Raw genomic sequence first — 25,725 nt, forward strand, 5'->3', positions numbered from 1 at the left:
CGCGCCCGGCGGAACCACGACCGGTCCGCCGCGGCCTCAGGCCGTGTCGCCCAGCCCGCTCAGGACGGTCTCCGCGCGCTCCAGCGCCCCGTCGTCCGCCTCCAGGTCGGGGGCGACGCCCTGGCCGTCGACGCTGCGGCCGGACGGGGTGCGGTAGTGGCCGACGGTCAGCTCGGCGACGGAGCCGTCGGGCAGCCGGCTCGGCATCTGCACCGAGCCCTTGCCGAAGGTGCGGGAGCCCACGACGACCGCGCGGCCGCGGTCCTTCAGCGCGCCGGTGAGCAGCTCGGCCGCGCTCATCGTGCCGCCGTCGACGAGCGCGACCAGGGGCCTGGCGGTGTCGCCGCCGGGCTCGGCGTGCAGGGCGCGCTGCTCGCCGTCGACGTCATAGGTGGCGACGAGGCCGCCGTCGAGGAAGACGGAGGCGGTGGAGACGGCCTCGGTGACCAGGCCGCCGGAGTTGCCTCGCAGATCCAGGACGATCCCGGCGTCGGCCGGGGCCTCGCGGACGGCGGTGCGGACGGTGTCGCCGACGCCCTTGGTGAACGCGGCGACCGTGATGACGGTGACGCCGTCGGCGAGCCGGCGCACGGTGACGGAGTCGGTGGACAGGCGGGCCCGGCGCAGGGTCTCGGTCCACGCGCGCGTACCGCGTTCGAGGCCCAGCCGGACGGTGGTGCCGGCGGGGGCGTCCGTGGCGTCGCCACGGAGTAAGGAGACGACGTCGGTGACCGGGCGTCCCTCGACCTTCGAGCCGTCCACGCTGCTCAGCCGGTCGCCCGCGCGGATCCCCGCGGCGGCGGCGGGCGACCCGGACTGCACCTTGGTGATCTCGATCCGCCCGTCCCGCTCGCGCCGTGCCTCCAGGCCGACGCCGGTGTACCGCCCGTCCAGGGAGTCCGCGAACTCCTCGTACTCGCCCTCGGAGTACACCGCGGCCCAGCGGTCCCCGCTGCGGCTCACGGCGCGCTCGGCGGCCTCCAGGGGCGACTTCCCGTCGGCCATCGCCTCCTCGGCGGCCCTGGTCACCGCCTCGGGGTGACCGACCGGAGCGGCCGGACGGGACTCGGCGGACCCCGTCCCGCGCCCGCCGCCCGGCAGCGAGCCGGTCGCCGCCCCCGCGACGAGCACACTCGCGAAAACCAAGGTCAGGGCGGCCCCGCGGCCGAAGCGACGGGACGGACAGAACGGGTCACGGCCTGACATGGCCGTGAGTCTAGGGGAACGCGAAGGGGCCGTACGTTCGCTTGACCGTACGACCCCCTTGGCATGCGTCACACCTTCAGGTACTTGCGCAGGGCGAAGAAGGCGGCCAGGGCCGGCATCAGGACGCTCGCGGCGAGGATGAGCGGGAGCTTCGTCAGGACGGCGTCCCAGCCCACGAAGTTGATGAGGGTCAGCTTCTCGGAGAGCTCCATGCCGTGGTCGACGGTGAAGTACCGCCCGATCACCAGGAACGTGCACGCCAGACCGCCTCCGATCAGCCCGGCGACGGCGGCCTCCGCGATGAACGGCGCCTGGATGTAGAACCCGGAGGCGCCCACCAGACGCATGATCCCGGTCTCCCGCCGACGGCTGAACGCCGAGACGCGCACCGTGTTGACGATCAGCAGCAGCGCCACGATCAGCATGAGCGCCATCACGCCGAGCGCGGCCCGGTTCATCAGGTTGAGCAGCTGGAAGAGGTTGTCCAGGATGCCCTTCTGGTCCTGCACCGACTGCACGCCGGCCCGCCCGTCGAAGGCGGTCGCGATGACCTGGTACTTCTCCGGGTCCTTCAGCTTGATGCGGTACGACTCCTGCATCTGGTCCGGCGTGAGGGAGGCGGCCAGCGGGGAGTCGCCGAACTGCTCCTTGTAGTGCTTGTACGCCTGGTCCTGCGACTCGTAGGTGACCGTGTCGACGACCGACATCTCACCGAGGTCCGACTTGATCTGCTTCTTCTGGTCCTCGGTGACCGCGCCCTTGGCGCAGTTGGGGTCGGACTCGGCGTCGCTCTTGTTGCAGAGGAAGATCGAGACGTTGACCTTGTCGTACCAGTAGCCCTTCATCGTGCCGACCTGGTCGCTCATCAGGAGCGACCCGCCGAACAGGGCGAGCGACAGGGCGACGGAGACGATGACGGCGAAGGTCATCGTCAGGTTGCGGCGGAGACCGACACCGATCTCGGACAGTACGAACTGGGCGCGCATGGCGGGTTCTTCGGGCCTTTCCGTGGACGGTCGCGGTCAGTGCTGGTAGCCGTAGACGCCGCGTGCCTGGTCTCGGACGAGGCGGCCGCCTTCCAGCTCGATGACGCGCTTGCGCATCTGGTCCACGATGTTCTGGTCGTGCGTGGCCATGACGACCGTCGTGCCGGTGCGGTTGATCCGGTCGAGCAGCTTCATGATGCCGACGGAGGTCTGCGGGTCGAGGTTGCCGGTGGGCTCGTCGGCGATGAGCAGCTTGGGCCGGTTCACGAACGCGCGCGCGATGGCCACGCGCTGCTGCTCACCGCCGGACAGCTCGCCCGGCATCCGCTCCTCCTTGCCGCCGAGCCCGACGAGGTCGAGCACCTGCGGCACGGACTTGCGGATCTCGCCGCGGGACTTGCCGATGACCTCCTGCGCGAAGGCGACGTTCTCCGCCACCGTCTTGTTCGGCAGCAGCCGGAAGTCCTGGAACACCGTGCCGAGCTGGCGGCGCATCTGCGGCACCTTCCAGTTGGACAGGCGCGCGAGGTCCTTGCCGAGGACGTGCACCTGACCGTGGCTGCACCGCTCCTCGCGGAGGATCAGCCGCAGGAAGGTGGACTTTCCGGAGCCGGAGGACCCCACGAGGAACACGAACTCGCCCTTCTCCACCTCGAGGGAGACATCCCTGAGTGCGGGGCGGGTCTGCTTGGGGTAGACCTTGGATACGTTGTCGAATCGGATCACGGGTGCACCACGGGTCGCCGGGGGTAGATGAGCGTGACCTTACGCGAACCGGGTACGCATGCGCAGTCACCGGTTGCGGTTGCGCGGGGGTTGTGCCCTTTTGTACGGGCGGCGCTCTCCCGAAGCTCCCGGGCGGGCTCCTGGGGAACCTGGCACAGTGGTGGGGGGAACGTTCGCGCCGCCGCGAGCGTTGAGAGTGTGGAACCGGTGCAAGGAGGGCGAGCGCATGACGTACGACCGGCTGGTGTGCGCTAACTGCGCGGCGCCCGTGAGCGAGGGCCGGTGCCCCGTGTGCCGTGCGAACCGCGAGCGGATGCAGCAGGACAACTTCTTCTCGGGCCTGAACCCGATGGCGCTGATCGCGCTGCTGGCGGTGCTGGTGGCGGCGGTGGCGCTGCTCGCCCACCAGAGCGCCTAGCCGTACGACGCCGAAGGGGCCCGGAGCTGAGAGCTCCGGGCCCCTTCGTGTGCGCGCGTACGGTGCGTGCGGGTGCGGCTACCGTCAGGCAGCCGCTCCGCCGCGGCCCTCGACGAGGCGCGGCAGCACACGGAAGCCGACGCCGCCGGCGATCATGGTCGCGGCGCCGAGGATCAGGAAGGTGGTCTGCCCGGCACCGGTCTCGGCCAGCTCCTTGCCGCCGCCCTGGGCGGCGGCGTCGGAGGTGGTGTCCGAGGTGTCGGTCAGCGCGGAGGTACCGGCGCCCTGCGGGGAGGTGTTGCTGCCCCCATCGGGAGTGGTACCGGAACCGCCGGTGGAGGAACCTCCGGTGGTGGTGGAGCCGCCGTTCTGGGAGCCACCGTTCTGGGAGCCACCGTTCTGGCCGCCACCGTTCTGGGAGCCACCGTTCTGGCCGCCACCGTTCTGGTTGCCACCGTTCTGGCCGCCACCGTTCTGGTTGCCACCGTTCTGGCCGCCACCGTTCTGGTTGCCACCGTTCTGGTTGCCACCGTTCTGGCCGCCACCGTTCTGGTTGCCGCCGTTCTCAGCGCCACCATTCTGGTTGCCGCCGTTCTCAGCGCCACCATTCTGGTTGCCGCCGTTCTCGGCACCACCATTCTGGTTGCCGCCGTTCTCAGCGCCACCGTTCTCGGAGCCACCGTTCTCGGAGCCACCGTTCTCAGCGCCACCGTTCTCGGAGCCACCGTTCTCAACGCCACCGTTCTCAGCGCCGCCGTTCTCAGCGCCACCGTTCTCAGCGCCACCGTTCTCAGCGCCACCGTTCTCAGCGCCACCGTCGGTGCAGACGGTAATCTCGCAGGGGTCCGGCTCGCCCGGGTCGCCCGGGTTGCGCGGGTCCTTGTCGCCCTGACCCGTGATCGTCTCCACCAGGTTGCTCGTGCCACCCTCGTTGCCGGTGGCCGATGCGACGCCCGCCACGGTCAGCGAGGCGCCCGCGGCGATCACGGCGCCGGCGGCTATGCGCGCGACCCGGATCCGCGTCTTCTTCGTCATATGGTTGCTACCCCCAGTAGCCGAATCGTGAATGAGGCCGCGTCGGGGCGGTGATCGACGGGAGTAGCTGGGTCGTTCTCTCAGCCCCCCGGTTCACATGCGCCCCAGAGATACGCATGCCACGCTTCACCCTTCCCACTTTTCAAAGCAACGTCAAGGCCGTTGCGCACGCAATGTCCAAGACGGCCCGCTTTGCCGGGAATTGAAAACTGTGAGTGTGACCTAAAAGGCAACCGCCCCTGTTCAAGGGGCGGTTGCCTTATCGACAAACCTACTTCTCCTGCTGCTTGCGCCAGCGAATTCCGGCCTCCAGGAACCCGTCGATCTCACCGTTGAACACGGCCTCGGGGTTACCGACCTCGAACTCGGTGCGCAGGTCCTTGACCATCTGGTACGGGTGCAGGACGTACGAACGCATCTGGTTTCCCCAGGAGTTGCCGCCGTCGCCCTTGAGGGCGTTCATCTTCTCCTGCTCCTCCTGCCGGCGCCGCTCGAGCAGCTTGGCCTGGAGGACGTTCATCGCGGTCGCCTTGTTCTGGATCTGCGACCGCTCGTTCTGGCAGGAGACGACGATGCCGGTGGGGAGGTGGGTGAGGCGCACCGCGGAGTCGGTGGTGTTCACGCCCTGGCCGCCGGGGCCGGACGAGCGGTAGACGTCCACCCGCAGTTCGGACTCGTCGATCTCGATGTGGTCCGTCTGCTCGACGACGGGGAGGATCTCGACGCCCGCGAAGGAGGTCTGACGGCGCCCCTGGTTGTCGAAGGGCGAGATGCGCACCAGCCGGTGCGTGCCCTGCTCGACGGAGAGGGTCCCGTAGGCGTACGGCACCTGCACGGCGAAGGTGGTCGACTTGATGCCGGCCTCTTCCGCGTACGACGTCTCGTAGACCTCGGTCTTGTAGCCGTGCTGCTCGGCCCAGCGCAGGTACATGCGCTGGAGCTTCTCGGCGAAGTCCGCGGCGTCGACGCCGCCGGCCTCGGCGCGGATGTTGACGAGCGCCTCACGGGCGTCGTACTCACCGCTGAGCAGCGTCCGGACCTCCATCTCGTCCAGCGCCTTCCTGACGGCGGCGAGCTCGGTCTCGGCCTCGGCGCGGGTGTCCGGGTCGTCCTCCTCCTCGGCCATCTCGAACAGCACCGCGAGGTCGTCGATCCGGCCGCGCAGGGTGTCGGCCTTCCTGACCTCGGCCTGGAGGTGGGACAACTTGCTGGTGATCTTCTGCGCCTCGTCCGGGTTGTCCCACAGGGACGGCGCGGCCGCCTGCTCCTCGAGCACGGCGATGTCTGCCCTCAGCCTGTCGAGGTCCAGAACGGCCTCGATCGACTCCATGGTCGAGGAGAGGGACTTGAGCTCTTCGGATACGTCGACGACTGCCACGCCCCCAGCGTAACGGCTCCGCCGAGCGGGAACGCCGGTGAGTGCGCCTCGGCTGTGCACCGGCACCGGCACGAACGCCCGGGGGCTCCGCCCCCGGCCCCCCGGCCTGTGCCCACCCACCACCCGATCGGTTGGAGACGAAGGCGGGGGCGAACCCCGGGCCTCAGGGGGACGCCGGTACCGAGTTCTTTGTGTCCTGCGGCGCAGCCCCTTCGTCGGAGGTCGCCGCCCACGTCCCCACCCCCGCCGCCGTCACCAGCACCACCGCCGCCACGCCCAGCGTGATCCGGCGTCGCCGGGTGGCCGCGCGGGCGCGGGCCGAGCCGGGGCGGGGGGAGCCCGCCGTCCGCGGCACCCGCGCGGTGCCGTGCGCGCCGCCGGCGAGCTCGTCGGGCGCGGGCACCCGCATCGAGGTGTGCGTGTCACGGTTGGAGTCCGGCTTCGCGCCGGGCACCAGCGGCACGGACCCGCGCCGTACCGCCGCGGAGGCCGCCGGGGACGGCTCGGCCTCGTCCGGCTCGCCCTGCGGCCCGTCCTCGGCCGCCTCGGCGTCCGGTTCGTCGACGTCCAGCGGCGGCATGCCGGCCAGCGTCGGCAGCTGCTCGCGCAGCCGTGCCGCGAGCTCGGACGCCCGCAGCCGGGAGGCGGGCGCCTTGGCCAGGCACTGCACGAGCAACTGCCACAGCTCGTCGGGGATGCCGGGCAGCGGCGCGACGGTCTCCGTGACGTGGCGTCGCAGCACCGCGCCCGGATGGCCGCCGCCGAACGGCGTGAAGCCGGCCAGCAGCTCGTACAGGACCGTCGCCAGCGCGTAGATGTCGACGGAGGCGCGGGGCGGGAGCCCCTCGACGATCTCGGGGGCGAGATAGTCGGGCGTGCCGATGATCTTCGTGGCGCGGGTCCGCTTGGGGGTGTCGATCAGCTTGGCGACGCCGAAGTCGGTCAGCAGCGCGCGGTGCGAGCCGCCGGGGCCGAGCGGGCCCTGCATGTCGAGGAGGATGTTCTCCGGCTTGACGTCCCGGTGCACGACCCCGGCCGCGTGCGCGACCGCGAGCCCCTCCGCCACGTCCGCGACGATCGCCACCGCGGCCTCGGGCGCGAGCCGCCGGTCGCGGTCCAGCCGGGTGCGCAGGTCGGTGCCGCGCACGAGGTCCATGACGAGCGCGAGATCGTTGCCGTCGACCACCAGGTCCCGGACGGAGACGATGTTCGGGTGCTCCAGGCCGAGCAGGGCGGTGCGCTCCTGCACGAAACGGCCCACCAGCTCCTCGTCGGACGCGAGGTCCTCGCGCAGCAGCTTGACGGCGACGGGGCCGTCCGGTCCCTCGCCGAGCCACACCGTGCCGGCGCTGCCCCGTCCCAGGATCTGGTGGGCGGTGTACCGGCTGCCGATCTTCCGTGCCAAGACTGCTCCTACCGACGCGTGAGCCTCAGCCGATAAAACTACGCGTCCGAAGAGCCAACCTTCACCGCGGAGACGGAAATCACCCGCCGGGAGTCGACAAATCTCCAGACTCGCGGCGTCAGGGGCTCGGTTCGCAGCGGCGGAACCGCGTCAGTTCGTCGTGCCGCCCGATGTTCCGCCCGAGCCGCCGGAGTCCCCGCCCAGGTCGCCGATCCACTTGCCGGCTTCCTCGAACCAGTCGCCGAGCTGCGTCCAGTAGCCCTTGCCGGTGCCGATCCAGCTCTGGAGCGGGCTCAGTTCCCAGATCAGCCAGCCGGCGACGACCAGGATGACGATCGTGAACAGGCAGCCCTTCAGGCAGCCGAGTCCGGGGATCTTCATCGGGTTGGCGCTGCGCTGGCGCGGCTGCCGGGGCTGGCGCGGCTGCGGCGGTTCCGGTGCGGGCCGGCGCTGAGGCTGCTGGGGCTGCTGCGGCTGGGGCGGCGCGTACCGCTGGGGCTGCTGCTGCGGGGCGTACTGCTGCTGCTGTTGCTGCTGCTGCGGTTGGCCGTAGCCGCCCTGCTGCCGGCCCCGCTGCGGCGGGCGCTGCTGGGGCTGCTGCCCGCGCGGTTGCTGCGGCTGCTGCTGCGGGCGGGCGACCTGGCGCTGGGGACGGCGGCGCAGCGGGTCCTCGTCCGGGTCGACGTAGTGGACCTGCGTCTGTTCGTTGCGGTCGCGGGCGGCGCGCAGCTGGTTCTGCCAGGGGTGCGGCTGCTCGGGCTGCTGCCCCTGCTGCCCGTGCCCGCCGGGCTGGTGCGGGGGGACCGGCGGGAGGACGGCGGTCGGGTCCGCGTTGCCGGGGCCGCCGGGGCCCGCGGTGTGCGGCAGGACGGCGGTGGGGTCGGCGGCGCCCGGCGGGTTCCCGGGGCCGGAGGTGTGCGGGAGCACGCTGGTCGCGGCGTTGGGGTCGTACGCGCCGGCGGGAGCGCCGTGGGGCGTGCCGGGGACGGTCGCGGGGGCCGGGTCGGGCGCGAGCACATGGCCGACGCCCTCGGCGGCGGCGATCTGCATCGAGTTCGCGTGCACGCCGACGCCCTCGGCGACGATGCGCAGCCCGCGCGCGAGGTTCTCGGCGCTGGGCCGTTCGTCGGGGTTCTTGCGCAGGCAGCGCTCGATGACCGTCCACAGCGGGTCGGGGACGGTGGACGGGCGGCGCGGCTCGGCGCTCAGGTGCTGGTGGAGGACCTCCAGGGCCGAGCCGCCGGAGAACGGCGGGCGGCCGGTGACCAGTTCGTACAGCAGGATGCCGGCGCCGTAGATGTCGACGGCGGAGGTCTGCGGGCGGCCCTCGGCGGACTCCGGCGCGACGTACGCGGGCGTGCCGACGAACTCGCTGGTGCGGGTCAGGCCCGGGGAGTCCGCGAGGCGGGCGATGCCGAAGTCGGTGAGCATCGGGTGCATCTGGCCGCCGTCCTGCCGCAGCAGCACGTTGGCGGGCTTCAGGTCGCGGTGGACGACGCCGTCGGTGTGGCTGGCGGCGAGCGCGTCGGCGACCTGCGCGGTGAGCAGGGCGGCGGCGACGGGCGTGAGGGGGCCGTTCTCGCGCAGGTAGCGGTGCAGGTCGGGGCCGTCGACGAGGTCCATGACCAGCGCCAGCAGATCGCCCTCGACGACCAGGTCGCGGACCCGGACGATGTTCGGGTGCGTGAGGCGCAGCAGGACGGAGCGCTCCCTGAGGAAGCGCATCACGACGTCGGGGTCGCTCGCGAGCTCCTCCTTGAGGACCTTGATCGCGACGGTCTCCCCGGGCTGGCCGGGCACGGCCGCCTCGGCGCCCGCGGTCTCGCGCTGGCGGGCTCGCCAGACGGTGCCCGTGGCGCCGCGTCCGAGCGGCTCCTCAAGGAGGTACTTGCTCCCTACCGGACGCACGTCATGCGCTCCCTGCTGCTTGCTCGGCTGCCTGCTCGGCCGCTTGTCTGATCTGGTCGTCTGCCGGTGCTACGAAGTCCGGGACCCTGGAGTTCCGGGTTCCGCCCCACTGTAGTGCCGCCGCGCGGCCCCGGGGCTGTCGTCCGACTGTGGGCCTTTGCATAAAGGTTTCGAAGGAACATGAGAAAAAGACGCGCCCTTTGGTTCCTTGGTTGCCGCAGACGGACGTGACCGATCTCAAGCGGTGCTCGAGCGGTCGCCGCCGACGCATCTGTCAGGCACTTTTGCGGGCAGAGCCGACCAATCAAGATCACTTGCCGCTCGGAGGCGGGCGCGTTGTCAGTGACAGGTGCGAGGATGCCTGGAGTACTGGCGTACGTGCTCGTGTCGGGGTGGGGGGAAGTCCGCGCCCGCGCAGAAGGGACCGCTGACGGCGATGCAGATCCGGCTGACCGTCGTAGACCCGCAGGGCCCGCCCTCCGCGGCGCGCGGCCGTGCCGCGAGCTGCGACGTGCTGGTCACGGCGCCCGCCGGTACGGCCCTGGCCGCGGTGGCGTCCGCCCTGGCCGCGGCGGTCACCGGGGAGAGCGGCGCCGCTCCGTCCGGCGGCGCGCAGACCGTGCTGTACGCGGGCGCGGAGCGGCTCGACGCCCAGCGCTGCACGCTCGGCGAGCCGCCGCTGACCGACGGCGCCGTGCTGGCCGTGGGCGCTCCGGCCGACCCGGAGCCCCACCCCGAGGTGGACGATGCCCCGGCCCGTCTGGACATCGTCGCCGGCCCGGACGCGGGCGGGGTCCATCTGCTGCACGGCGGCCAGATCCGCGTGGGCCGCTCCGCCGACGCCGACGTCCCGCTCGACGATCCCGACGTCTCCCGGCTGCACTGCGCGGTGACGCTCTCGGCCGACGGCCAGGTCACGGTCGCCGATCTCGGCTCGACCAACGGCACCACGCTGGACGGCGGCCAGGTCAAGTCCCGTCCGGTCCGGCTGTCCCCGGGCGCGCTCCTCAGGGTCGGCGAGTCCGCCCTGCGGCTGGCTCCGCCGGGAGGCGCGGGGGCGCGGGTGACGACGACGCCGGACGGCGAGGGGCACGTACGCGTGGCGTGCGGCGGCCAGGAGGCCATGGACGGCGGCTCGGACGGTTCCGGCGACTCGACCGGCCCGGACGCTTCCCCCGGGGGGCGCGCGGGGGCTGCGGCTCGGGCGCGCGGGGATGCGCGGCCGTCGTCCGGGATGCGCTACGACGGGGTCCCTGCGGGCGCTGCCCAGGAGTCGGCCCACGCGCGCGGGGCGGGCGGCGGCGACCGGAGCGGGCCGCACACGCGCGTGACGGAAGGCGTCGGCGAGACCGTCGCCGATCACGCCCGAGGGAGCGGCGCGACGGATCCCTCCCCCTCCCCCGGCAGCGCCCACGCGCGCGCGACCGGCGACCAAGACCCGTCGGGCCCGACCGGGCACGCCTACGGCACCGTGGACTGGAGCGACTCGCCGGCCGCCCGGGGCGAGCGGCGCACCCGTGGCTCGGGCGACACGCCCCTGGTGCCCGGCCAGGGCGGCGCACCGCACATCGAGAGCCACGGCGGCGGCTCCCGTCGCCCGGGACCGCCCGGGGGCGGCCTCCCGTCGGCGACGCCGTCCGGCGACCGCACCGCGGGCAGCCCGCGTCCGCCGGCGTCCTCCGACGCCCGCCCGGGAGGCGGCCCGCGTCCCGGCGCGTCCTCCGACGCACGCACCGCAGGCGGCCCTCCGGCGTCCTTCGACGACCGCCCCGCCGTCGCGGAGACGCACGGCGGCCGGGCCGGGCTCGGTTCGTTCGCCTCGGGCGAGCCGGGGCCCGACGCGCGCGGGCCGCACGCGCCCGCGTCCCCGGCCCGCTCCCGTCCGCCCGCCCCGCCGCACGCCCAGGACGACGGCGGCCTCGACCCGCGCGTCACCGCGCCCCACCCCGACGACGAGGCCGGCTCCCAGCCCGCATCCCGCCGCAAAGGCACCCCCCTCCGCGGCACCGACGTTCCCCCGGGCGTGCGCAGGCGCGGGGGGCTCTCCGCGTGGGCGCGGCGGCTGACCGGCGGGCGGGGCGGGGCCCAGGAGGACTTCGGCCCGGAGATCCGTGCGGACGTCGCAGCCGCGGTGGAGCCCACGGCCCCCTACGTCGCCGCCCCGTACCCCGTGCCGGACACCTGGCCCGACCCGGCCGCGCTGCTGCTGACGGCGCTGGGCCCCGGCCCCCGCCTCTGGGAGCGCGGCCCGGGTCACCCGGAGGCCCTCGCGGTGCGGCTCGGCACGGCGGACCGGGCGGCGCCCGACGGCTCGGGCCTGCTGCCCGCCGTGCCGGTGACGGCGGGGCTGCGCGAGGTCGGCGCGCTGGGCCTGGCCGGACCGCGCCCGCGGCTGTCCGGGCTGGCGCGCGCGGTGCTGGCCCAGCTCGCCGCGCTGCACTCCCCGGACACCCTGGAGATCGTGCTGATCAGCACGGACCGGGCGCGCTCCGAGGAGGAGCGCACCGCCGAGTGGTCCTGGCTCGGCTGGCTCCCCCATCTGCGCCCGGGACACGGCCAGGACTGCCGTCTCCTCCTCGCCTACGACCGCGACCAGGCCACCGCGCGCGCCGACGAGCTCATGCGCCGTCTGGAGGACCACCTCGCGGACGCCAGGACCGCCGCGCCCGCGCCGATCCCGGCTCCCCGGGGCACGGCCCGCCGCCCCTCCTGGGCGCTGGCGGACGACTCCGCCGACGACTTCCCCGGCCCGTACACGGTCGTCGTCGTGGACGGCGACCCGGGCGGGGCCGATCTGCGCGGGGCGATGACCCGGCTGGCCTCGGCCGGGCCCCGGGCCGGGATACACGTGGTCTGCCTGGCGGAGACGCCCGCCGCGTCCCCCGCCTCACCGGTGACGGAGACGTACGAGGCCGCGTGCGCGGCGGCGCCCACGTTCGGCGCGTGCGGGGCGGTCGCGCTGCTCAGCGGCGACGTGGCCACGGCGCTGCGGCTGCTGCGGGTCGCACCGACCGGAACCGCCGGGTCCGCAGAAGCCGCGGGGGCGTCAGGGTTCTCCGCGTCCTCCGGCTCCTCCCGGTCCTCCGGTGCGGACGCGGAGCAGCCCGCCGGCCCGGTGGGCCACGGCACCGTCGGCACGGTGGACGCCGTCTCCGCCGCCTGGACCGAGCGGTTCGCGCGGGCGCTCGCCCCGCTGCGCCCCGACGGCACCGGCGGCGAGCGGCACACGCGTGTGTCCGCGCCGCTGCCCCCGTCGGCGCGGCTCCTGGACGAACTGGGCCTCGCCCGGGCCACCCCGGCGTCCCTGATGGCGCGGTGGGCGGACGCGACCGACGACACAGAGGCGCTCGGCGGCCGGGCGTGCGCCGTGCTCGGGGCGGGCCCGCGCGGCCCGGTCCCGGCCGACCTGGTCGCCGAGGGCCCGCATCTGCTGATCGAGGGGCCGCCCGGCAGCGGGCGCACGGAGCTGCTGCGGGCGGTCGTCGCCTCACTGGCCGCCGCCGAGCGCCCCGACCGGCTGGGGATCGTCCTGATCGACGGCCGCGACACCGCGGGCAAGAGCGGCGGGGGCCACGGCGACGGACTGCGCGTGTGCACCGACGTACCGCACGTCACCACCCATCTCACCGCCAACGACCCGGTCCGCATGCGGGAGTTCGCGCAGTCGCTGAGCGCGGAGCTGAAGCGGCGGGCCGAGCTGGTGGGCCGTGCCGACTTCGCGGAGTGGCACCGGCACCGCGCGGTGTCGGGCCGCGTCGTCCCGCAGCGGCAGCCGAGCGGTCAGGGAGGCGGGGCCGCCGACCTCGACGCCCCGCCCAGCTCGACGCTGCGCCTGCGCCCCGGGGCGGCGGCCCGGCAGCGCACCGAGGCGGCCCCGCCGCTGCCCCGGCTCGTGGTCGTCGTCGACGACCTGGACGCGCTGGTCTCCCCCGCCCTCGGCTCGCCGGGACGGCCCGCCGCGGGCTCCGTGATGCGCGCGCTGGAGGCGGTGGCCCGGGAGGGTGAGCGGCTCGGGGTGCACCTGGTGGCCGCCACCGTTCCGGGCGGCCGTACGGCGGAGTCGGAGCCCGCCCGGCAGGCGACGGTGCTGATCACGCTCGACACGCCGGGCTCCGGCGCGGACGAGCCTGCGCCGGGCCGCGGCCGGGTGCGGGGCGCGGACGGCCGACTCACCCCGTTCCAGGCCGGCCGCGTCACCGGCCGCATCCCGCGCACGGCGACCCTGCGTCCCACGGTGGTCCCCCTGGAGTGGCAGCGCATGGGCGACCCCCCGGCCCGCCGCCCCGTACGGGAACTGGGCAACGGCCCCACCGACCTCGCCCTGCTGGCGAGCGCCCTGGAGCGGGCGGCCCGCGAGGTCGCGGCGGCAGAGGTGCCGTCGCTTCTGTAAGGGGCACCGTCAATCCTGTAAGAGACGCCGTCACTCCTGTAGGGGACAGGTGCCGAGAACGCTGCCCGCGCGAGGCCGGCCGGCTCTGCCGCCGCCGACCACGGTGTGACGACCGCAGCCAGTCACGACGCGGTCACGATCGCGCACTTGACACCGCACGCGCTCTTGCCGACCCCCCGCACCCGGCGTAGACCAGTGCCACGGGACAGCGCTCAACGTTCGACGAGGACGAAGAACGGGGCAGTGATGCGCAGCAGCAACACCATCCGGACACGCAGGACCGTGAAGACGGCAGCCGCACTCCTCGCGGGAGCGCTCGCGCTCTCGCTCACCGCGTGCGGCGGCGACGACGACAAGAGCGACGGAGGCGAGAGCGGTCCGGCCAAGGAGCCGGGCAGCAGCGGCCTGACCCTCCCCAAGCTGAACGGCACCACGCTGGAGGTCGCCGCCGTCTGGACCGGCGCCGAGCAGGCCAACTTCAAGAAGGTGCTCGCGGAGTTCGAGAAGCGGACGGGCGCCAAGGTGACGTTCGTGCCCGCGCAGGACCCGATCATCAACTTCCTGGGCTCCAAGGTCGCGGGCGGCCGGCCGCCGGACGTGGCGATGCTCCCGCAGCCGGGCGCGATCAAGCAGGCCGTGGAGAAGAAGTGGGCGAAGCCGCTGGGCGCGGCGGCCCTGAAGGAGCTCCAGAAGAACTACTCGCAGGGCTGGCAGGACATCGGCAAGATCGGCGGCGATCAGTACGGCGTGTACTACAAGGCCGCCAACAAGTCGCTGATCTGGTACAACGCCCAGGTCTTCGAGAACGCGGGAGCCGCCGAGCCCAAGACCTGGGACGAATTGCTCACCACCGCGCAGACGGTCTACGACTCGGGCGTCACCCCGTTCTCGGTGGGCGGCGCGGACGGCTGGACCCTGACCGACTGGTTCGAGAACGTCTACCTCTCCCAGGCGGGCCCGGAGAAGTACGACCAGCTGGCGAAGCACGAGATCAAGTGGACGGACCCGTCCGTGAAGGACGCGCTGACCACGCTCGCGCAGGTGTGGGGCAAGAAGGACTACGTCGCGGGCGGCGCGACCGGCGCGCTCCAGACGGACTTCCCGGCCTCGGTGACGCAGACCTTCACCGGCGGCGACCAGCCGAAGGCGGCCATGGTCTACGAGGGCGACTTCGCGCAGGTCAACATCGACCAGGCGGGCGTGAAGGTCGGCACGGGCGCGAAGGTGTTCCCGTTCCCGAAGGCCGGCGACACCGCGCCCGTGGTGTCCGGCGGCGACGCGGCGGTGATCCTGAAGGACTCCGAGGGCGCGCAGGCGCTGGCGACCTTCCTCGCCTCCCCGGACGCGGCGGCCATCCAGGCGAAGCTGGGCGGCTATCTCTCGCCGAACAAGAACGTCGACCCGTCCGTGTATCCGAACGACGTGCAGCGCAAGATCGCCGAGGCGCTGATCGCGGCCGGCGACGATTTCCGCTTCGACATGTCCGACCAGGCCCCGCAGGCGTTCGGCGGGACGCCGGGCAAGGGCGAGTGGAAGGCGCTTCAGGACTTCCTGAAGAACCCGGCGGACATCGCGGGCACCCAGCAGAGGCTGGAGGCCGACGCGGCGGCGGCCTACGGCGGCTGACGCGATGACGTCCGCCACGGCGGCGGGGGGCGGACCGTCCCCCGCCGCTCCCGGTTCGCGCAAGAGCGTGACCGGCACGCGCAGGACCGTGGCAGCGCTGTTCCTGCTGCCCGCTCTCGTGCTGCTGGGCGCGCTCGTGGTCTACCCGATCGGGTACTCGGTCGTGCGCAGTTTCTACGACCAGTCCGGCGACGGGTTCGCCGGATTCGACAACTACCAGGCCCTGTTCACCGACGACGGCATCCGCACCGCGCTGAAGAACAACGTGATCTGGGTGGTGTTCGCGCCGACGGTCGCGACCGCGCTGGGTCTGATCTTCGCGGTGCTGACCGAACGGGTGCGCTGGGGAACGGCGTTCAAGCTGATCGTCTTCATGCCGATGGCGATCTCGATGCTCGCGGCCGGCATCATCTTCCGGCTGGTGTACGACCAGGACCCGGACAAGGGCGTCGCGAACGCGGTGTGGGTCGGCGTGCACGACACGTTCGCGCAGTCGTCGGCGTTTTCCAAGGCGCACCCGGGGCGGAACTCGCCGCTGGTGCCGGAGAAGGGCGGCGCGTTCATCACCGAGGCGCCCGTGCGCATGGGCGACTCGGTGGCGCTGCCGCTGGTGGGCGTGGCCCCCGACCTGCTGCCCGACGACGCGGAGCGGGCCGTGCTGCCGGCGGGGAAGCTGGGCGAGGTCACCGGCTCGACCTGGCAGGACTTCACCCGCGGCGAGGGCGTCGGCAGGCTGGGGCTGCCGGACGCCTCCGAGGTCGGCTATCCGGGGATGCGGATCGAGGCGGTCAAGGACGGCGAGGTGGTCGCCTCGACGACGGCCGCGGCGGACGGCAGCTTCACGCTTCCCGCGGCGGCCGACGGGGCGCGGCTGCGGCTGCCGGCGAGCAACTTCCAGGAGGCGTACAGCGGCCTGGACTGGCTCGGCCCGGCGCTGGTCACGCCCGCGATCATCGGCTCGTACATCTGGATGTGGGCGGGCTTCGCGATGGTGCTGATCGCGGCGGGGCTGGCGAGCGTGCCGCGGGAGCTGATGGAGGCGGCGCGGGTCGACGGGGCGAACGAGTGGCAGGTGTTCCGCAGGGTCACGGTGCCGCTGCTGGCGCCGGTCCTCGCGGTGGTCGCCGTCACCCTGATGATCAACGTGCTCAAGGTGTTCGACCTGGTCTTCATCATCGCCCCCGGCTCCTCCCAGGACGACGCGAACGTGCTCGCCCTGGAGCTGTACCGCAAGGGCTTCTCCGAGGACCAGCCGGGCGTGGCCAGCGCGATCGCGGTGTTCCTGCTGCTGCTGGTGATCCCGGTGATGTGGTTCAACGTGCGTCGGCTGCGGCGGGAGGTCAGGCGATGAGGGTGCACCTGTCTTTCTGCTGGGGGTCCGGGGGTCGTCCCCCGGATGAAAGCAGTAACGTGCGTCGGCTGCGGCGGGAGGTGCGGCGGTGATCGTCCACATCGAGACCAAGGGGACGACGGACGCGCGAGCCAGGCGGTCGTTCGCCTCTCGGGTCGTCGAGAGGCTCAACGGCGGCCTGGTGCGCGTCTTCCTGATCCTCGTCGGCCTGTTCTGGCTGGTGCCGACCATCGGTCTGCTGATCTCCTCGCTGCGCACGCCGGAGGACATGAGCGCGAGCGGCTGGTGGAAGGTGTTCGCCGAGCCGTCCCAACTCACCGTCGACAGCTACCAGAAGCTGCTGGAGAACGACGACATCACCGGCTCCCTCCTCAACACCGCGCTGATCACGGTCCCGGCGACGGTCCTGGTCGTGGTCATCGGCTCGCTCGCCGGATACGCGTTCGCGTGGATGGAGTTCCCCGGCCGCGACTGGTGGTTCCTGGGCGTGGTCGGCCTGTTGGTGGTGCCCGTGCAGGTGGCGCTGATCCCGATCGCCGAACTGTTCGGCAAGATCGGTCTGTTCGGTTCCGTCCTCGGGGTGATCCTGTTCCACGTCGGCTTCGGTCTGCCCTTCGCGGTGTTCCTGCTGCGGAACTTCTTCGCGGAGATCCCCCGCGAGCTGCTGGAGGCGGCCCGTCTCGACGGCGCGGGCGAACTGCGCCTGTTCGCACGGGTCGTGATGCCGCTGGGCGGCCCCGCGATCGCGAGCCTCGGCATCTTCCAGTTCCTGTGGGTGTGGAACGACATGCTGGTCGCGCTGGTGTTCACCGACGCGGACAGCCAGCCCGTCACGGTCGCCCTCCAGACGCAGGTACGGCAGTTCGGCAACAACATCGACGTGCTGGCGCCGGGCGCGTTCATCTCGATGGTGATCCCGCTGGCCGTGTTCTTCGCGTTCCAGCGGCAGTTCGTGTCCGGCGTGATGGCCGGCGCGGTCAAGTAGGCAGGCGGGGCGGGCACAGCCGTCAAGTAGGCGGCGTAACAAGGGGGGTGGGCCGTCAACGGTCCACCCCTCGCCGTTCACCCGGTGTCCCCCGTATGACGTAGGCGAACGTAACCAAGTCACTCCATCGGCCGTTCCCGGGCAAAGCCCTGTCTTCTGCCCGCGCCGACCCATGGACGTCCGTTGCCCAGCTTCAGTGTCATCGCCCGCCACCGCCCTCACCGCGTTCCGGGCGCGCCCGTGCCGGCGCGGGCGCGGCTGCGGCACACCGTCGTCCGGCTGGGGCTGAGGCGCGGTCTCGGGCGCGCCCACCGTGCGCTGCGGGCGGTCGCGTACACGGGACGCCGGGCGCACAAGGCGGCCGTGAAGTCCGGCCGCGCCCTGCGGGCGGCGGCCCTGAGGGCACACCACCGGATGCGCCTGCGGCAGGCGGGGCCGCGCGCCCGCCCGACGGCGCCGGCCCGCCTGCCGCACCTCGTGCCCGCCGGCCTCGGCCACCGGCCCGCCGTACGCGCCGCCCGGCCCCTCACCCGACCCCGGCCCGACGCCCCGCTCCCGCGCACGCCCCCTGCGCCGTCGACCCGCTCCCCGCACACCCCCACCCCGCACACCCCCGCCCCGCGCACCCCGGAGCGGCTCCCCACCGCCCCGCTCACCACCGTGCCGCAACCCGCCGCCCCCGCCCCCGTCACCGAGCGCCTCTGACGCCGTTTGCCCGTCCGGGAGCCCTCCGGCGACCACCGACAGAGAAAGAGCAGAATGCCCCGCTTCAGCATCATCGTCCCGTCCCACGGGGTCGTGGGCCGGCTGTCCCAGGCGCTGGACTCCGTCCTCGCCCAGTCCTTCGGCGACTTCGAGCTGATCCCGGTCTGCGACGCGCCCGACGCCCCGGCCGCGACCGTCGCCGCCGGCTACGCCGAGCGGGACTCCCGGGTGGCCCCGGTGCACTCGCCGCCGTCGGCGGGCCTCGCCGGGGCGCGCAACACCGGGATGCGGGCGGCGACCGGCGCCTACCTGCTGTTCCTCGACGGCGACGACACCCTCGCGCCGGGCGCGCTGACCGCCCTGGACGCCCGTCTGACCGAGACGGGCGACGTCGACGTCCTGTACGCCGAGCACGAGCGCGCGCCCTGGTGGGAGGGCGAGCCGGCCAACCCGGCCGCGCCGCTGCTGGCGAGGACCCCGAAGGGCGCGTTCGCCCCCGCCGACGCCCCCCGGGTGACCGGCGTGGAGCTGCCCGCGTGGAGCGCGGCCTACCGGCGGGCGTTCCTCGCCGAGCACCGACTCGCCTTCCCCGACGGCCACTTCACCGACCTCGGCTTCGGCGGCCTGGTCACCGTGCGCGCCCAGCGCGTCGCGGTCCTGCGCTCCGTCGTCGTACGGCACCGGCTGCGCCGGCAGGGCAGCCGGCTCAACCTGCCGGGCGCGCACCACGCCGAACTGCTGGACCGCGTCGAGCTGGTGCTGTCGGCGGCAGCCGAACTCGGCCTGTGGGAGCGGCGGTCGGGGCCGCTGTTCGAGCAGCTCTTCGCCCTCGTCCTGAGGACGGCCGCCCATCCGGCACGGCTGCCGGGATCGAGCCGCCGCAAGTTCTTCCGCCGGGCCGGCCGCCTCTACCGGCGGCACCGCCCGGCCGGTTTCCGCCCGCCCGGCGGAAGCCTCGGCGTGCAGCACCGGCTGCTCGCGGCGGGAGCGTACTCCGCGTTCCGCGCGCTGCGCGGCGCCAACCAGCGGGCGTCGGCCGCCGCCCAGCGCGTCCCGCGCCCCGGCGGTCTGCGCACCCGCCTGTACTACCGCCGCCAGCTGCGCCGGCCCCTCGACCCGAACCTGGCGGTGTACTGCGCCTACTGGGGCCGCGGTTACGCGTGCAGCCCCGCCGCGATCCACGCCAAGGCCGCCGAACTCGCCCCGCACATCCGCTCGGTGTTCCTCGTCGAGCCCGACCATGCGCACGCCATGCCCGCCGGGGTCGAGCACGCCGTCCTCGGCAGCCGCCGCGCCTGGCAGGCCCTGGCCCGCGCCAAGTACCTCGTCAACAACGCCAACTTCGCCGAGGGCGTGGTCAAACGCCCCGGCAGCGTGCACGTGCAGACCCAGCACGGCACGCCGCTGAAGAAGATGGGCGTCGACCAGTCGACGTACCCCGTGGTGGCGGCGGCGACCGGCAGCTTCACCAAGCTGCTCGGCCGGGTCGACCGCTGGGACTACAACCTCTCCTCCAACACCCACTCCACCCAGATGTGGGAGCGCGCCTTCCCCGGCTCGTACGAGCACCTCGAGTACGGCTATCCGCGCAACGACGTCTTCTACACGGCGACCGCGGACGACGTCACCCGGATCCGGCGCGAACTGGGCGTCCCCGAGGGCAAGACGGCCGTCCTGTACGCGCCGACCCACCGCGACTACCGCAGCGGCTTCGACGGCGGCCTGGACCTGGAGGCGTTCTGCGAGGAGGCCGGCGAGGACGTCGTCGTCCTGCTGCGCGCCCACTACTTCTACGACCGGGGCACGCGCGGCGGCACCGGCCGGATCATCGACGTCACCGGGCACCGCTCCTCGGAGGACGTCTGCCTGGCCGCGGACGTCCTGGTCACCGACTACTCGTCGATCATGTTCGACTACGCCAACCTGGACCGCCCGATCGTCGTGTACGCCGACGACTGGGACGTCTACACCGAGACCCGGGGCGTGTACTTCGACCTGTTGGCGGCCCCGCCGGGGCCCGTCGCCCGCACGCCCGAGGAGCTGGCGCGCCTGTTCCGGGACGGCTCGTACGCGTCGGCCGGGTCGCAGGCCCTCAGGGACGTGTTCCGGTCCCGTTTCTGCCAGTTCGACGACGGCCGGGCCGCCGAGCGCGTGGTGCGGCGGGTGCTGCTCGGCGAACCCCCGGAGGCGATCGAGCCCGTGCGCCCGCTCGCCGAGCGCGTCCCGGCCCCCGCCGCCTGCACCCTCGTAAGGAGCTGACCCCAGCAGTGCCTCGCTTCAGCATCATCGTCCCCTGTTTCAAGGTGCAGGGCTTCCTGCGCGAGTGTCTCGACTCGGTCCTCCAGCAGTCGTACCGCGACATCGAGGTCATCGCCGTCGACGACCGCTCCCCCGACGGCTGCGGCGCGATCCTCGACGAGTACGCGGCCCGCGACGACCGGCTGCGGGTCCTGCACCTGCCGGAGAACGTCGGCCTCGGCCGCGCCCGCAACGCCGGCCTGCCGCAGGCGAGCGGCGACTACCTGTTCTTCCTCGACAGCGACGACACCCTCACCGTGGGCGCGCTGCGCGCGATGGCCGACCGGCTCGACGAGGCCGGCGACCCCGACGTGCTCGTCTTCGACTACGCCCGCACCTACTGGTGGGGCGGCACCCGGCGCAACGCCCTCGCGCACGTCCTCGCCGAGTGCGGCGAGGAGACGTTCACGGCGGCCGGCCGCCCCGAGATCCTCGACCTGCTGATGGTCGTGTGGAACAAGGTCTACCGGCGCGGCTTCGTCGAGGAGCACGGCTTCCGCTTCCCGCCCGGCTACTACGAGGACACCCCCTGGACCTTCCCGGTCATGCTCAGCGCCGGGCGCATCGCCACCCTGGACCGGATCTGCCTGAACTACCGCCAGCGCCGGCAGGGCAACATCCTGTCCACCACCAGCCGCAAGCACTTCGACATCCACGACCAGTACGAGCGGGTCTTCGCGTTCGTCGCCTCCCGCCCCGAGTTGCACGGCTGGCGGCCCTACCTGCACCGCAAGATGGGCGAGCACTGCCTGGACATCCTCGCCAAGCCGGACCGACTGCCGCCGTCCGACAAGGGCGAGTTCTTCCGCCGCACCGCCGAGCTGTTCGCCCGCCACAAGCCGGCCGGCGAGCGCGTGCCCGCCGAGCTGCGGGTGCTGGAGGAGCCCTACGCCGTCTACCGGGTCAAGCGGCAGGCCGGCCGGGCGGGCCGGGAGCTGGCCCGGCGCGGGGCGTCGGCGCGCAGGGCTGCCGCGGTGCGCGCCCGCCGGGGGCTGACCGCCGCCCAGGCGCACCGGCCGCTGGACCGGGAGCTCGTCGTGTACTCGGCGTTCTCCCACCGCGGCGTGCTCGGCGACCCGGCCGCCGTCTACCACGCGGCCCGCGAGATCGCCCCCGGGCTGCGCGGGGTGTGGGTCGTGCGCGACGAGGAGACGGCGGCGCTGCTCCCGGACGGGGTGGAGCACGTGCTGCTCGACTCCCCCGCTTACCGGCGGGTGACCGCGCGGGCCGGCTGGTTCGTCAACAACGTCAACTGGCCGGGCACGCTGGTCAAACGGCCCGGCAGCGTCCACATCCACACCCATCAGGGCACCCCGCTGAAGCACATGGCGGCCGACCTGCTGGACAAGCCCGGCGCCCGGCACGGCGTGGACGTGCCGCAGATGCTGCGCCGCGCCGACCGCTGGGACTACAGCCTGGTCGCCAACCTGCACTCGGAGCTGGTGTGGGAGCGGGCCTACCCGTGTCATTTCACCTCGGTGCGGACCGGGAGCCCCCGCAACGACGTGCTGGTGAACGCCGGGCCGGCGGACGGCGCGGCCGTCCGCGCGCGGCTCGGGATCCCCGCCGGGCACACCGTGGTGCTGTATGCGCCGACCCGCCGCGAGTACCGGCGCGGCGGCCATGTGGACCGGATCGACCTGGCCCGGTTCGCCGCCGACCTCGGCGCGGGCCACACCCTCGTGGTGCGGCTGCACCCGTCGCTGGCGACCGGCCCGGCGCGCGGCATGGGGCTGGCCGATCTGCACCGGCGCGGGATCCTGGTCGACGCGACGGACGAGCCGCGCGTCGAGGACGTGATGCTCGCCGCGGACGCCCTGGTCACCGACTACTCGGCCCTGATGTTCGACTACGCCAACCTGGACCGGCCGATCGTCGTCCACGCCGACGACTTCGACGCCTACACGGCCAGTCGGGGCGCCTACTTCGACATCACCGCCGACGCGCCCGGCCATGTCTCGCGCGACCACCGTGAGCTGGTCCGGCTGTTCGCCTCGGGCGACTGGCGGGACGAGGAGTCGGCGCGGCTGCGGGCGGGCTTCCGGGAGCGGTTCTGCGCCTACGACGACGGCCGGGCCGCCGAGCGGGTCGTCCGGACGCTGCTGCTGGGCGAGGTGCTGCCGGAACAGGCCGCGACGGAGGTTCCCTCGCCGTCCGCCGACCACGGCGTGCTGGCCTCCACGTGAGGTCCGGCCGCCTCCGGCCGCGTTCCTGGGCGCCGGCCCCGGGCCGTTCCTGGGTGCTGGCCTTGGCCGTGGTGTTCGCGCTGCTCCAGCTCGCGAACGTCACCGGCCGGGCCAGCCCGGACAGCAAGAACTACCTGTCGTACGCGCTGGGCCTCGGCGGGGCGGACAAGCGGACGGCGGCGGCCGTGACGATCGACTTCGCGTGCGAGAGCCGGGCCGCGTCGGCGAAGCGCCGGCAGAGCGTGGACGTGATCCGGTTCCACCGCGCCGACCCCCGCGGGGAGGTCATGGCGCAGTGCCGCGCGCGGGAGTGGCACACCGTCGAGTCCAGGCTGCGGGCGGGACAGACCGGCGGGCACACCGTGCCGTTCCTGTCGGAGCGCTTCATGCGGATCTTCGAGGCGCGGCCCGGCTATCCGGCGTTCCTGGTCCCGTTCGTCGCCCTGCTCGGCGCGACGTGGGGGCTGTGGGCGGCGGGCGTCGCGGTGACGGCGGCGGGCGGGGTGCTGGCCTTCCTGATCCTGCGGACGCTGGGGTCGCCCACGCGCGTGTGCCTGACCGGGCAGGTCCTGTACTACGTCCTGCCGTGCGGCACGACCTCGATGCGCCCGATGGCGGAGGGCCTGACGCTGACTCTGACGCTGGCGGCGGTGTGGGGGTGCGTGCTGGCCCTGGAGGGTCGGCGGCTGCGGGCCGGGGGGTGGCTGGTGGGCGGGGCGCTGGCGGCCCTGTTCACCGTGAAGCACTCGCAGGCGCTGTTTCTGGGGGTGTGTCTGGCGGGGGCGGGGGTGGTGATCGCACTGCGGGAGCGGCGGGAGGCCCTGCGTGGGGGGCTTGAGGGGCGTGCGGGGCGTGAGGGGCGTGGGGCAGAGGCAGTGGTCGCGGCGGGCCGGCGCGGACAAGGGGCGGTGACGATCGCCGTGATCGGTGTCTGCGGGGCGGCGGGGACGCTGTTCCTGGCGGGGCTGTTGGGCTACCCCTCCGCGACCGAGAGCGTCCAGGACCTGCTGACCCGTCACTTCCAGCGCCCCGACCGGGTCCGCCCGTGGCCGGAGTTCTGGCAGCTCCAGACGAACTTCTGGCCCGAGTGGCTGCGTCGGCAAGTGTGGGAGCCGCTGTTCGCGGCGGCGCTGGCCACAGGGGCGTGGGGGCTGGTGCGCGGGCGGTGCCCGGCCTTCGCGGCGGTCGTGTGCGCCGCCGCGTCCACCGGGTTCCTCACCCAGGCCGGGCATCCCGACATCGACATCTGGGGCGGGCGGCTGATCGTGATCGCGTGGCTGCTGCCGGTGCTGGGCGTGCCGCTGCTGCTGGAGGCCCTGAGCCGGTCGCCGGTCACCCCGCCGTTGCGGGAGGAGTGGGACGGGCAGGAGGAGCGGGCCGACCGGGCTCACTCGATGAGGTGACAGACGGCAAGGGCCTTGACCCGGGCGGGCAGATAGGGCGAATGCGACTGATGCTGCTGAGGGGCCCGGCACGATGGGCTCCGGCCCGACGGGATCCGGCCCGACAGGGCGCGGTCCGACGGGGTGCGGTCCGGTGAACGTCGGGGTGCTGACCCGGCGGGCGGCGCGCGGTGCCACGGCGCTGCGCGGCGGGCGGGGGTGGCGGCCGAGCCCGTACCAGGTGTTCGGGTTCCTGTTCTGGCTGGTGATGTCGCTGGCGTACTGGCGGGTGCCGCTGTGCTGCGACGCAGGTCAGCACGCGGCGGTCGTCGAGCGGCTGCGGGCGGACTTCCTCGACCCGCGTCACCCGACGGCCGATCTGCCGGGCGCGGGCAGCCTCTCCTACTCGCCGTACGCGCTCGCGCAGGGCGCACTGGCCCGGCTGACCGGGCTGTCGGGCTGGAATGTGCTGCGGGTCGCCGGGCCGCTGAACCTGCTGGTCCTGCTGACCGGCGTCGGCCGCTTCACGCGCGTGCTGACGTCCCGGCCGTGGGCGCCCGTGGCGGCGCTGGCCTCGATGACGCTGCTCTGGGGCACCGAACGGGCGTGGGCCGGCGGCCACCTGGCCCTGATGCCGATGACCGGCAACCTCGGCCATCCGTCCACGTTCGCCGTCGGCCTCACCTTCTGGGCGTGGGCGCTCACGGGCACACGCGCGCGTGAGGCGCGCCGGGTGCGGTTCGTGGGACCGAGCGGGCTGCGGGGCTTCACCGGGTACGCGGCGCTGGGCGCGCTGTACGGACTGATCCTGCTGGTGGATCCGCTCACGTGGGTCGCGGCGGCGGCCGGGGGCGCGGCCTTCGTCGCGGGATGGCAGCGGGGGTGGCGGCCGGGGCTGGCGCTGCGGTGGGCGACGACGGGGGTCGCGGCGCTGCTCGTGGCCGCCGCGTGGCCGTACTTCGACGTGTTCGCGCCGACGGCCGGGGACGACGCCGTGGACGCGGCGCACCGGCGGCTGTACGAGGGGCTGGCGGGGCACTGCTGGCTGGCGGCGGCGGGGCTGCCGGCGTTGTGGGCGCGGGGATGGGGGCGCGGGGCGTGGCGGAAGCGGGGCGGTGCGCGGGATCCGCTCGTGCTGATGTTCGTCCTGGAGTGCCTGGTCGTGGCGTACGGCTGGTTCGGCGGCCGGTACGCATACGGACAGCTTCTCGGGCTCGCGCTGGTGCCGCCGCAGTTCGCGCTCGCCGTGGCGCTCGCGGCGCCCCGTCCCTGGGGCGCGGAGCGGCGTGTGCTGGGGGCGGTCGCGGCGGGCGCGGCCTGTCTCGGCTTCCTCACCGTGCAGGCCGGGGCAGTCGTGCCGCGGTCGCTGGACCCGGTCGGCTTCGCGCAGCCGCCGCGCCGGCCCTCGTACGACTGGGCCGCGCGGCACATCCAGCCGGGCGAGACGGTGATCGCCGACGGGAGCCACGCCGTCCACGCGATCGCCGGGTACGGGGCGAACCTGGTCGCGCCCGCCCTGCCGGACGCGGCGCTGGACGAGCGGGAGCGGCAGCGGCGGCTCGGGGACGTCCGCGCCTATCTGTCCCCCGCCTCGACCCGCGCCGAGCGGTCGGCGATCGTCCACCGCCACCGCGTCCGCTGGCTGCTGCTGACGCGCCTGCGTCCGCTGCCCGAGGAGGCGGTGGTGGTGGCGTGGAGCCCGCGGACGGGGGAGGTGCTGGCGCGGGTCGGGTGAGGCCG

Annotated in this window: 17 protein-coding genes; 10 read left to right on the forward strand and 7 right to left on the reverse strand. The window is 73.7% G+C overall.

Going from position 1 to position 25,725, the window contains the following annotated elements:
- Positions 1 to 36: 36 nt before the first annotated feature.
- The 3 genes from ACFYX4_RS06235 to ftsE form a co-directional block, all read right to left on the reverse strand.
- Complete coding sequence (locus ACFYX4_RS06235; protein WP_389326537.1) at positions 37 to 1,206, reverse strand: S41 family peptidase; 1,170 nt, start codon at positions 1,204 to 1,206, stop codon at positions 37 to 39.
- Between the two features lie 68 nt (positions 1,207 to 1,274).
- A complete protein-coding gene (gene ftsX, locus ACFYX4_RS06240) occupies positions 1,275 to 2,192 on the reverse strand; it encodes a permease-like cell division protein FtsX (protein ID WP_389326540.1) in 918 nt (305 codons plus the stop codon).
- A gap of 36 nt (positions 2,193 to 2,228) precedes the next feature.
- Positions 2,229 to 2,918: a cell division ATP-binding protein FtsE gene (gene ftsE / locus ACFYX4_RS06245; protein ID WP_389326543.1), complete on the reverse strand. Its 690-nt coding sequence runs from the start codon at positions 2,916 to 2,918 to the stop codon at positions 2,229 to 2,231.
- Between the two features lie 226 nt (positions 2,919 to 3,144).
- Here ftsE and ACFYX4_RS06250 point away from each other — a divergent pair, with 226 nt between their 5' ends.
- Positions 3,145 to 3,336 (forward strand): hypothetical protein, encoded by a 192-nt coding sequence (locus ACFYX4_RS06250; RefSeq protein ID WP_389326547.1) that lies wholly within the window; start codon positions 3,145 to 3,147, stop codon positions 3,334 to 3,336.
- An 84-nt stretch (positions 3,337 to 3,420) separates the two neighbouring features.
- Here the strand turns inward: ACFYX4_RS06250 and ACFYX4_RS06255 are convergent, their stop codons facing one another.
- From ACFYX4_RS06255 to ACFYX4_RS06270, 4 genes are all read right to left on the reverse strand, one after another.
- The gene (locus ACFYX4_RS06255; protein WP_389326550.1) at positions 3,421 to 4,371 is read right to left on the reverse strand and encodes a hypothetical protein; all 951 of its coding nucleotides are present in this window, start codon (positions 4,369 to 4,371) and stop codon (positions 3,421 to 3,423) included.
- A gap of 271 nt (positions 4,372 to 4,642) precedes the next feature.
- Complete coding sequence (gene prfB, locus ACFYX4_RS06260) at positions 4,643 to 5,749, reverse strand: peptide chain release factor 2 (protein WP_389326553.1); 1,107 nt, start codon at positions 5,747 to 5,749, stop codon at positions 4,643 to 4,645.
- A gap of 163 nt (positions 5,750 to 5,912) precedes the next feature.
- Positions 5,913 to 7,154: a serine/threonine-protein kinase gene (locus ACFYX4_RS06265; protein WP_389326556.1), complete on the reverse strand. Its 1,242-nt coding sequence runs from the start codon at positions 7,152 to 7,154 to the stop codon at positions 5,913 to 5,915.
- 150 nt (positions 7,155 to 7,304) lie between these two features.
- Positions 7,305 to 9,062: a serine/threonine-protein kinase gene (locus ACFYX4_RS06270; protein WP_389326559.1), complete on the reverse strand. Its 1,758-nt coding sequence runs from the start codon at positions 9,060 to 9,062 to the stop codon at positions 7,305 to 7,307.
- A gap of 436 nt (positions 9,063 to 9,498) precedes the next feature.
- On the opposite strand from ACFYX4_RS06270, the gene ACFYX4_RS06275 reads away from it, so the two are divergent.
- The 9 genes from ACFYX4_RS06275 (at position 9,499) to ACFYX4_RS06315 (ending at position 25,720) form a co-directional block, all read left to right on the forward strand.
- On the forward strand, positions 9,499 to 13,452 hold the full coding sequence (locus tag ACFYX4_RS06275; protein WP_389326562.1) for an FHA domain-containing protein: 3,954 nt from the start codon (positions 9,499 to 9,501) through the stop codon (positions 13,450 to 13,452).
- Between the two features lie 246 nt (positions 13,453 to 13,698).
- Positions 13,699 to 15,078, forward strand: coding sequence for an ABC transporter substrate-binding protein (locus tag ACFYX4_RS06280; RefSeq protein WP_389326565.1), 1,380 nt, complete (start codon positions 13,699 to 13,701; stop codon positions 15,076 to 15,078).
- 4 nt (positions 15,079 to 15,082) lie between these two features.
- On the forward strand, positions 15,083 to 16,429 hold the full coding sequence (locus tag ACFYX4_RS06285) for a carbohydrate ABC transporter permease (RefSeq protein WP_389326569.1): 1,347 nt from the start codon (positions 15,083 to 15,085) through the stop codon (positions 16,427 to 16,429).
- Positions 16,430 to 16,517: 88 nt separating this feature from the next.
- The gene (locus tag ACFYX4_RS06290) at positions 16,518 to 17,414 is read left to right on the forward strand and encodes a carbohydrate ABC transporter permease (RefSeq protein ID WP_389326572.1); all 897 of its coding nucleotides are present in this window, start codon (positions 16,518 to 16,520) and stop codon (positions 17,412 to 17,414) included.
- A gap of 183 nt (positions 17,415 to 17,597) precedes the next feature.
- Positions 17,598 to 18,119, forward strand: a complete 522-nt coding sequence (locus tag ACFYX4_RS06295; protein ID WP_389326575.1) for a hypothetical protein — start codon at positions 17,598 to 17,600, stop codon at positions 18,117 to 18,119.
- 54 nt (positions 18,120 to 18,173) lie between these two features.
- Entirely contained in the window at positions 18,174 to 20,378 is a 2,205-nt protein-coding gene (locus tag ACFYX4_RS06300; RefSeq protein WP_389326578.1) for a CDP-glycerol glycerophosphotransferase family protein, read from the forward strand.
- 8 nt (positions 20,379 to 20,386) lie between these two features.
- On the forward strand, positions 20,387 to 22,603 hold the full coding sequence (locus tag ACFYX4_RS06305) for a CDP-glycerol glycerophosphotransferase family protein (protein ID WP_389326581.1): 2,217 nt from the start codon (positions 20,387 to 20,389) through the stop codon (positions 22,601 to 22,603).
- A gap of 53 nt (positions 22,604 to 22,656) precedes the next feature.
- The gene (locus ACFYX4_RS06310) at positions 22,657 to 24,006 is read left to right on the forward strand and encodes a hypothetical protein (RefSeq protein WP_389326584.1); all 1,350 of its coding nucleotides are present in this window, start codon (positions 22,657 to 22,659) and stop codon (positions 24,004 to 24,006) included.
- A 133-nt stretch (positions 24,007 to 24,139) separates the two neighbouring features.
- On the forward strand, positions 24,140 to 25,720 hold the full coding sequence (locus ACFYX4_RS06315; protein ID WP_389326587.1) for a hypothetical protein: 1,581 nt from the start codon (positions 24,140 to 24,142) through the stop codon (positions 25,718 to 25,720).
- Positions 25,721 to 25,725 lie beyond the last annotated feature (5 nt).

The organism is Streptomyces sp. NPDC002328 (assembly GCF_042890065.1).
In the GTDB taxonomy this organism is placed as follows: Bacteria; Actinomycetota; Actinomycetes; order Streptomycetales; family Streptomycetaceae; genus Streptomyces.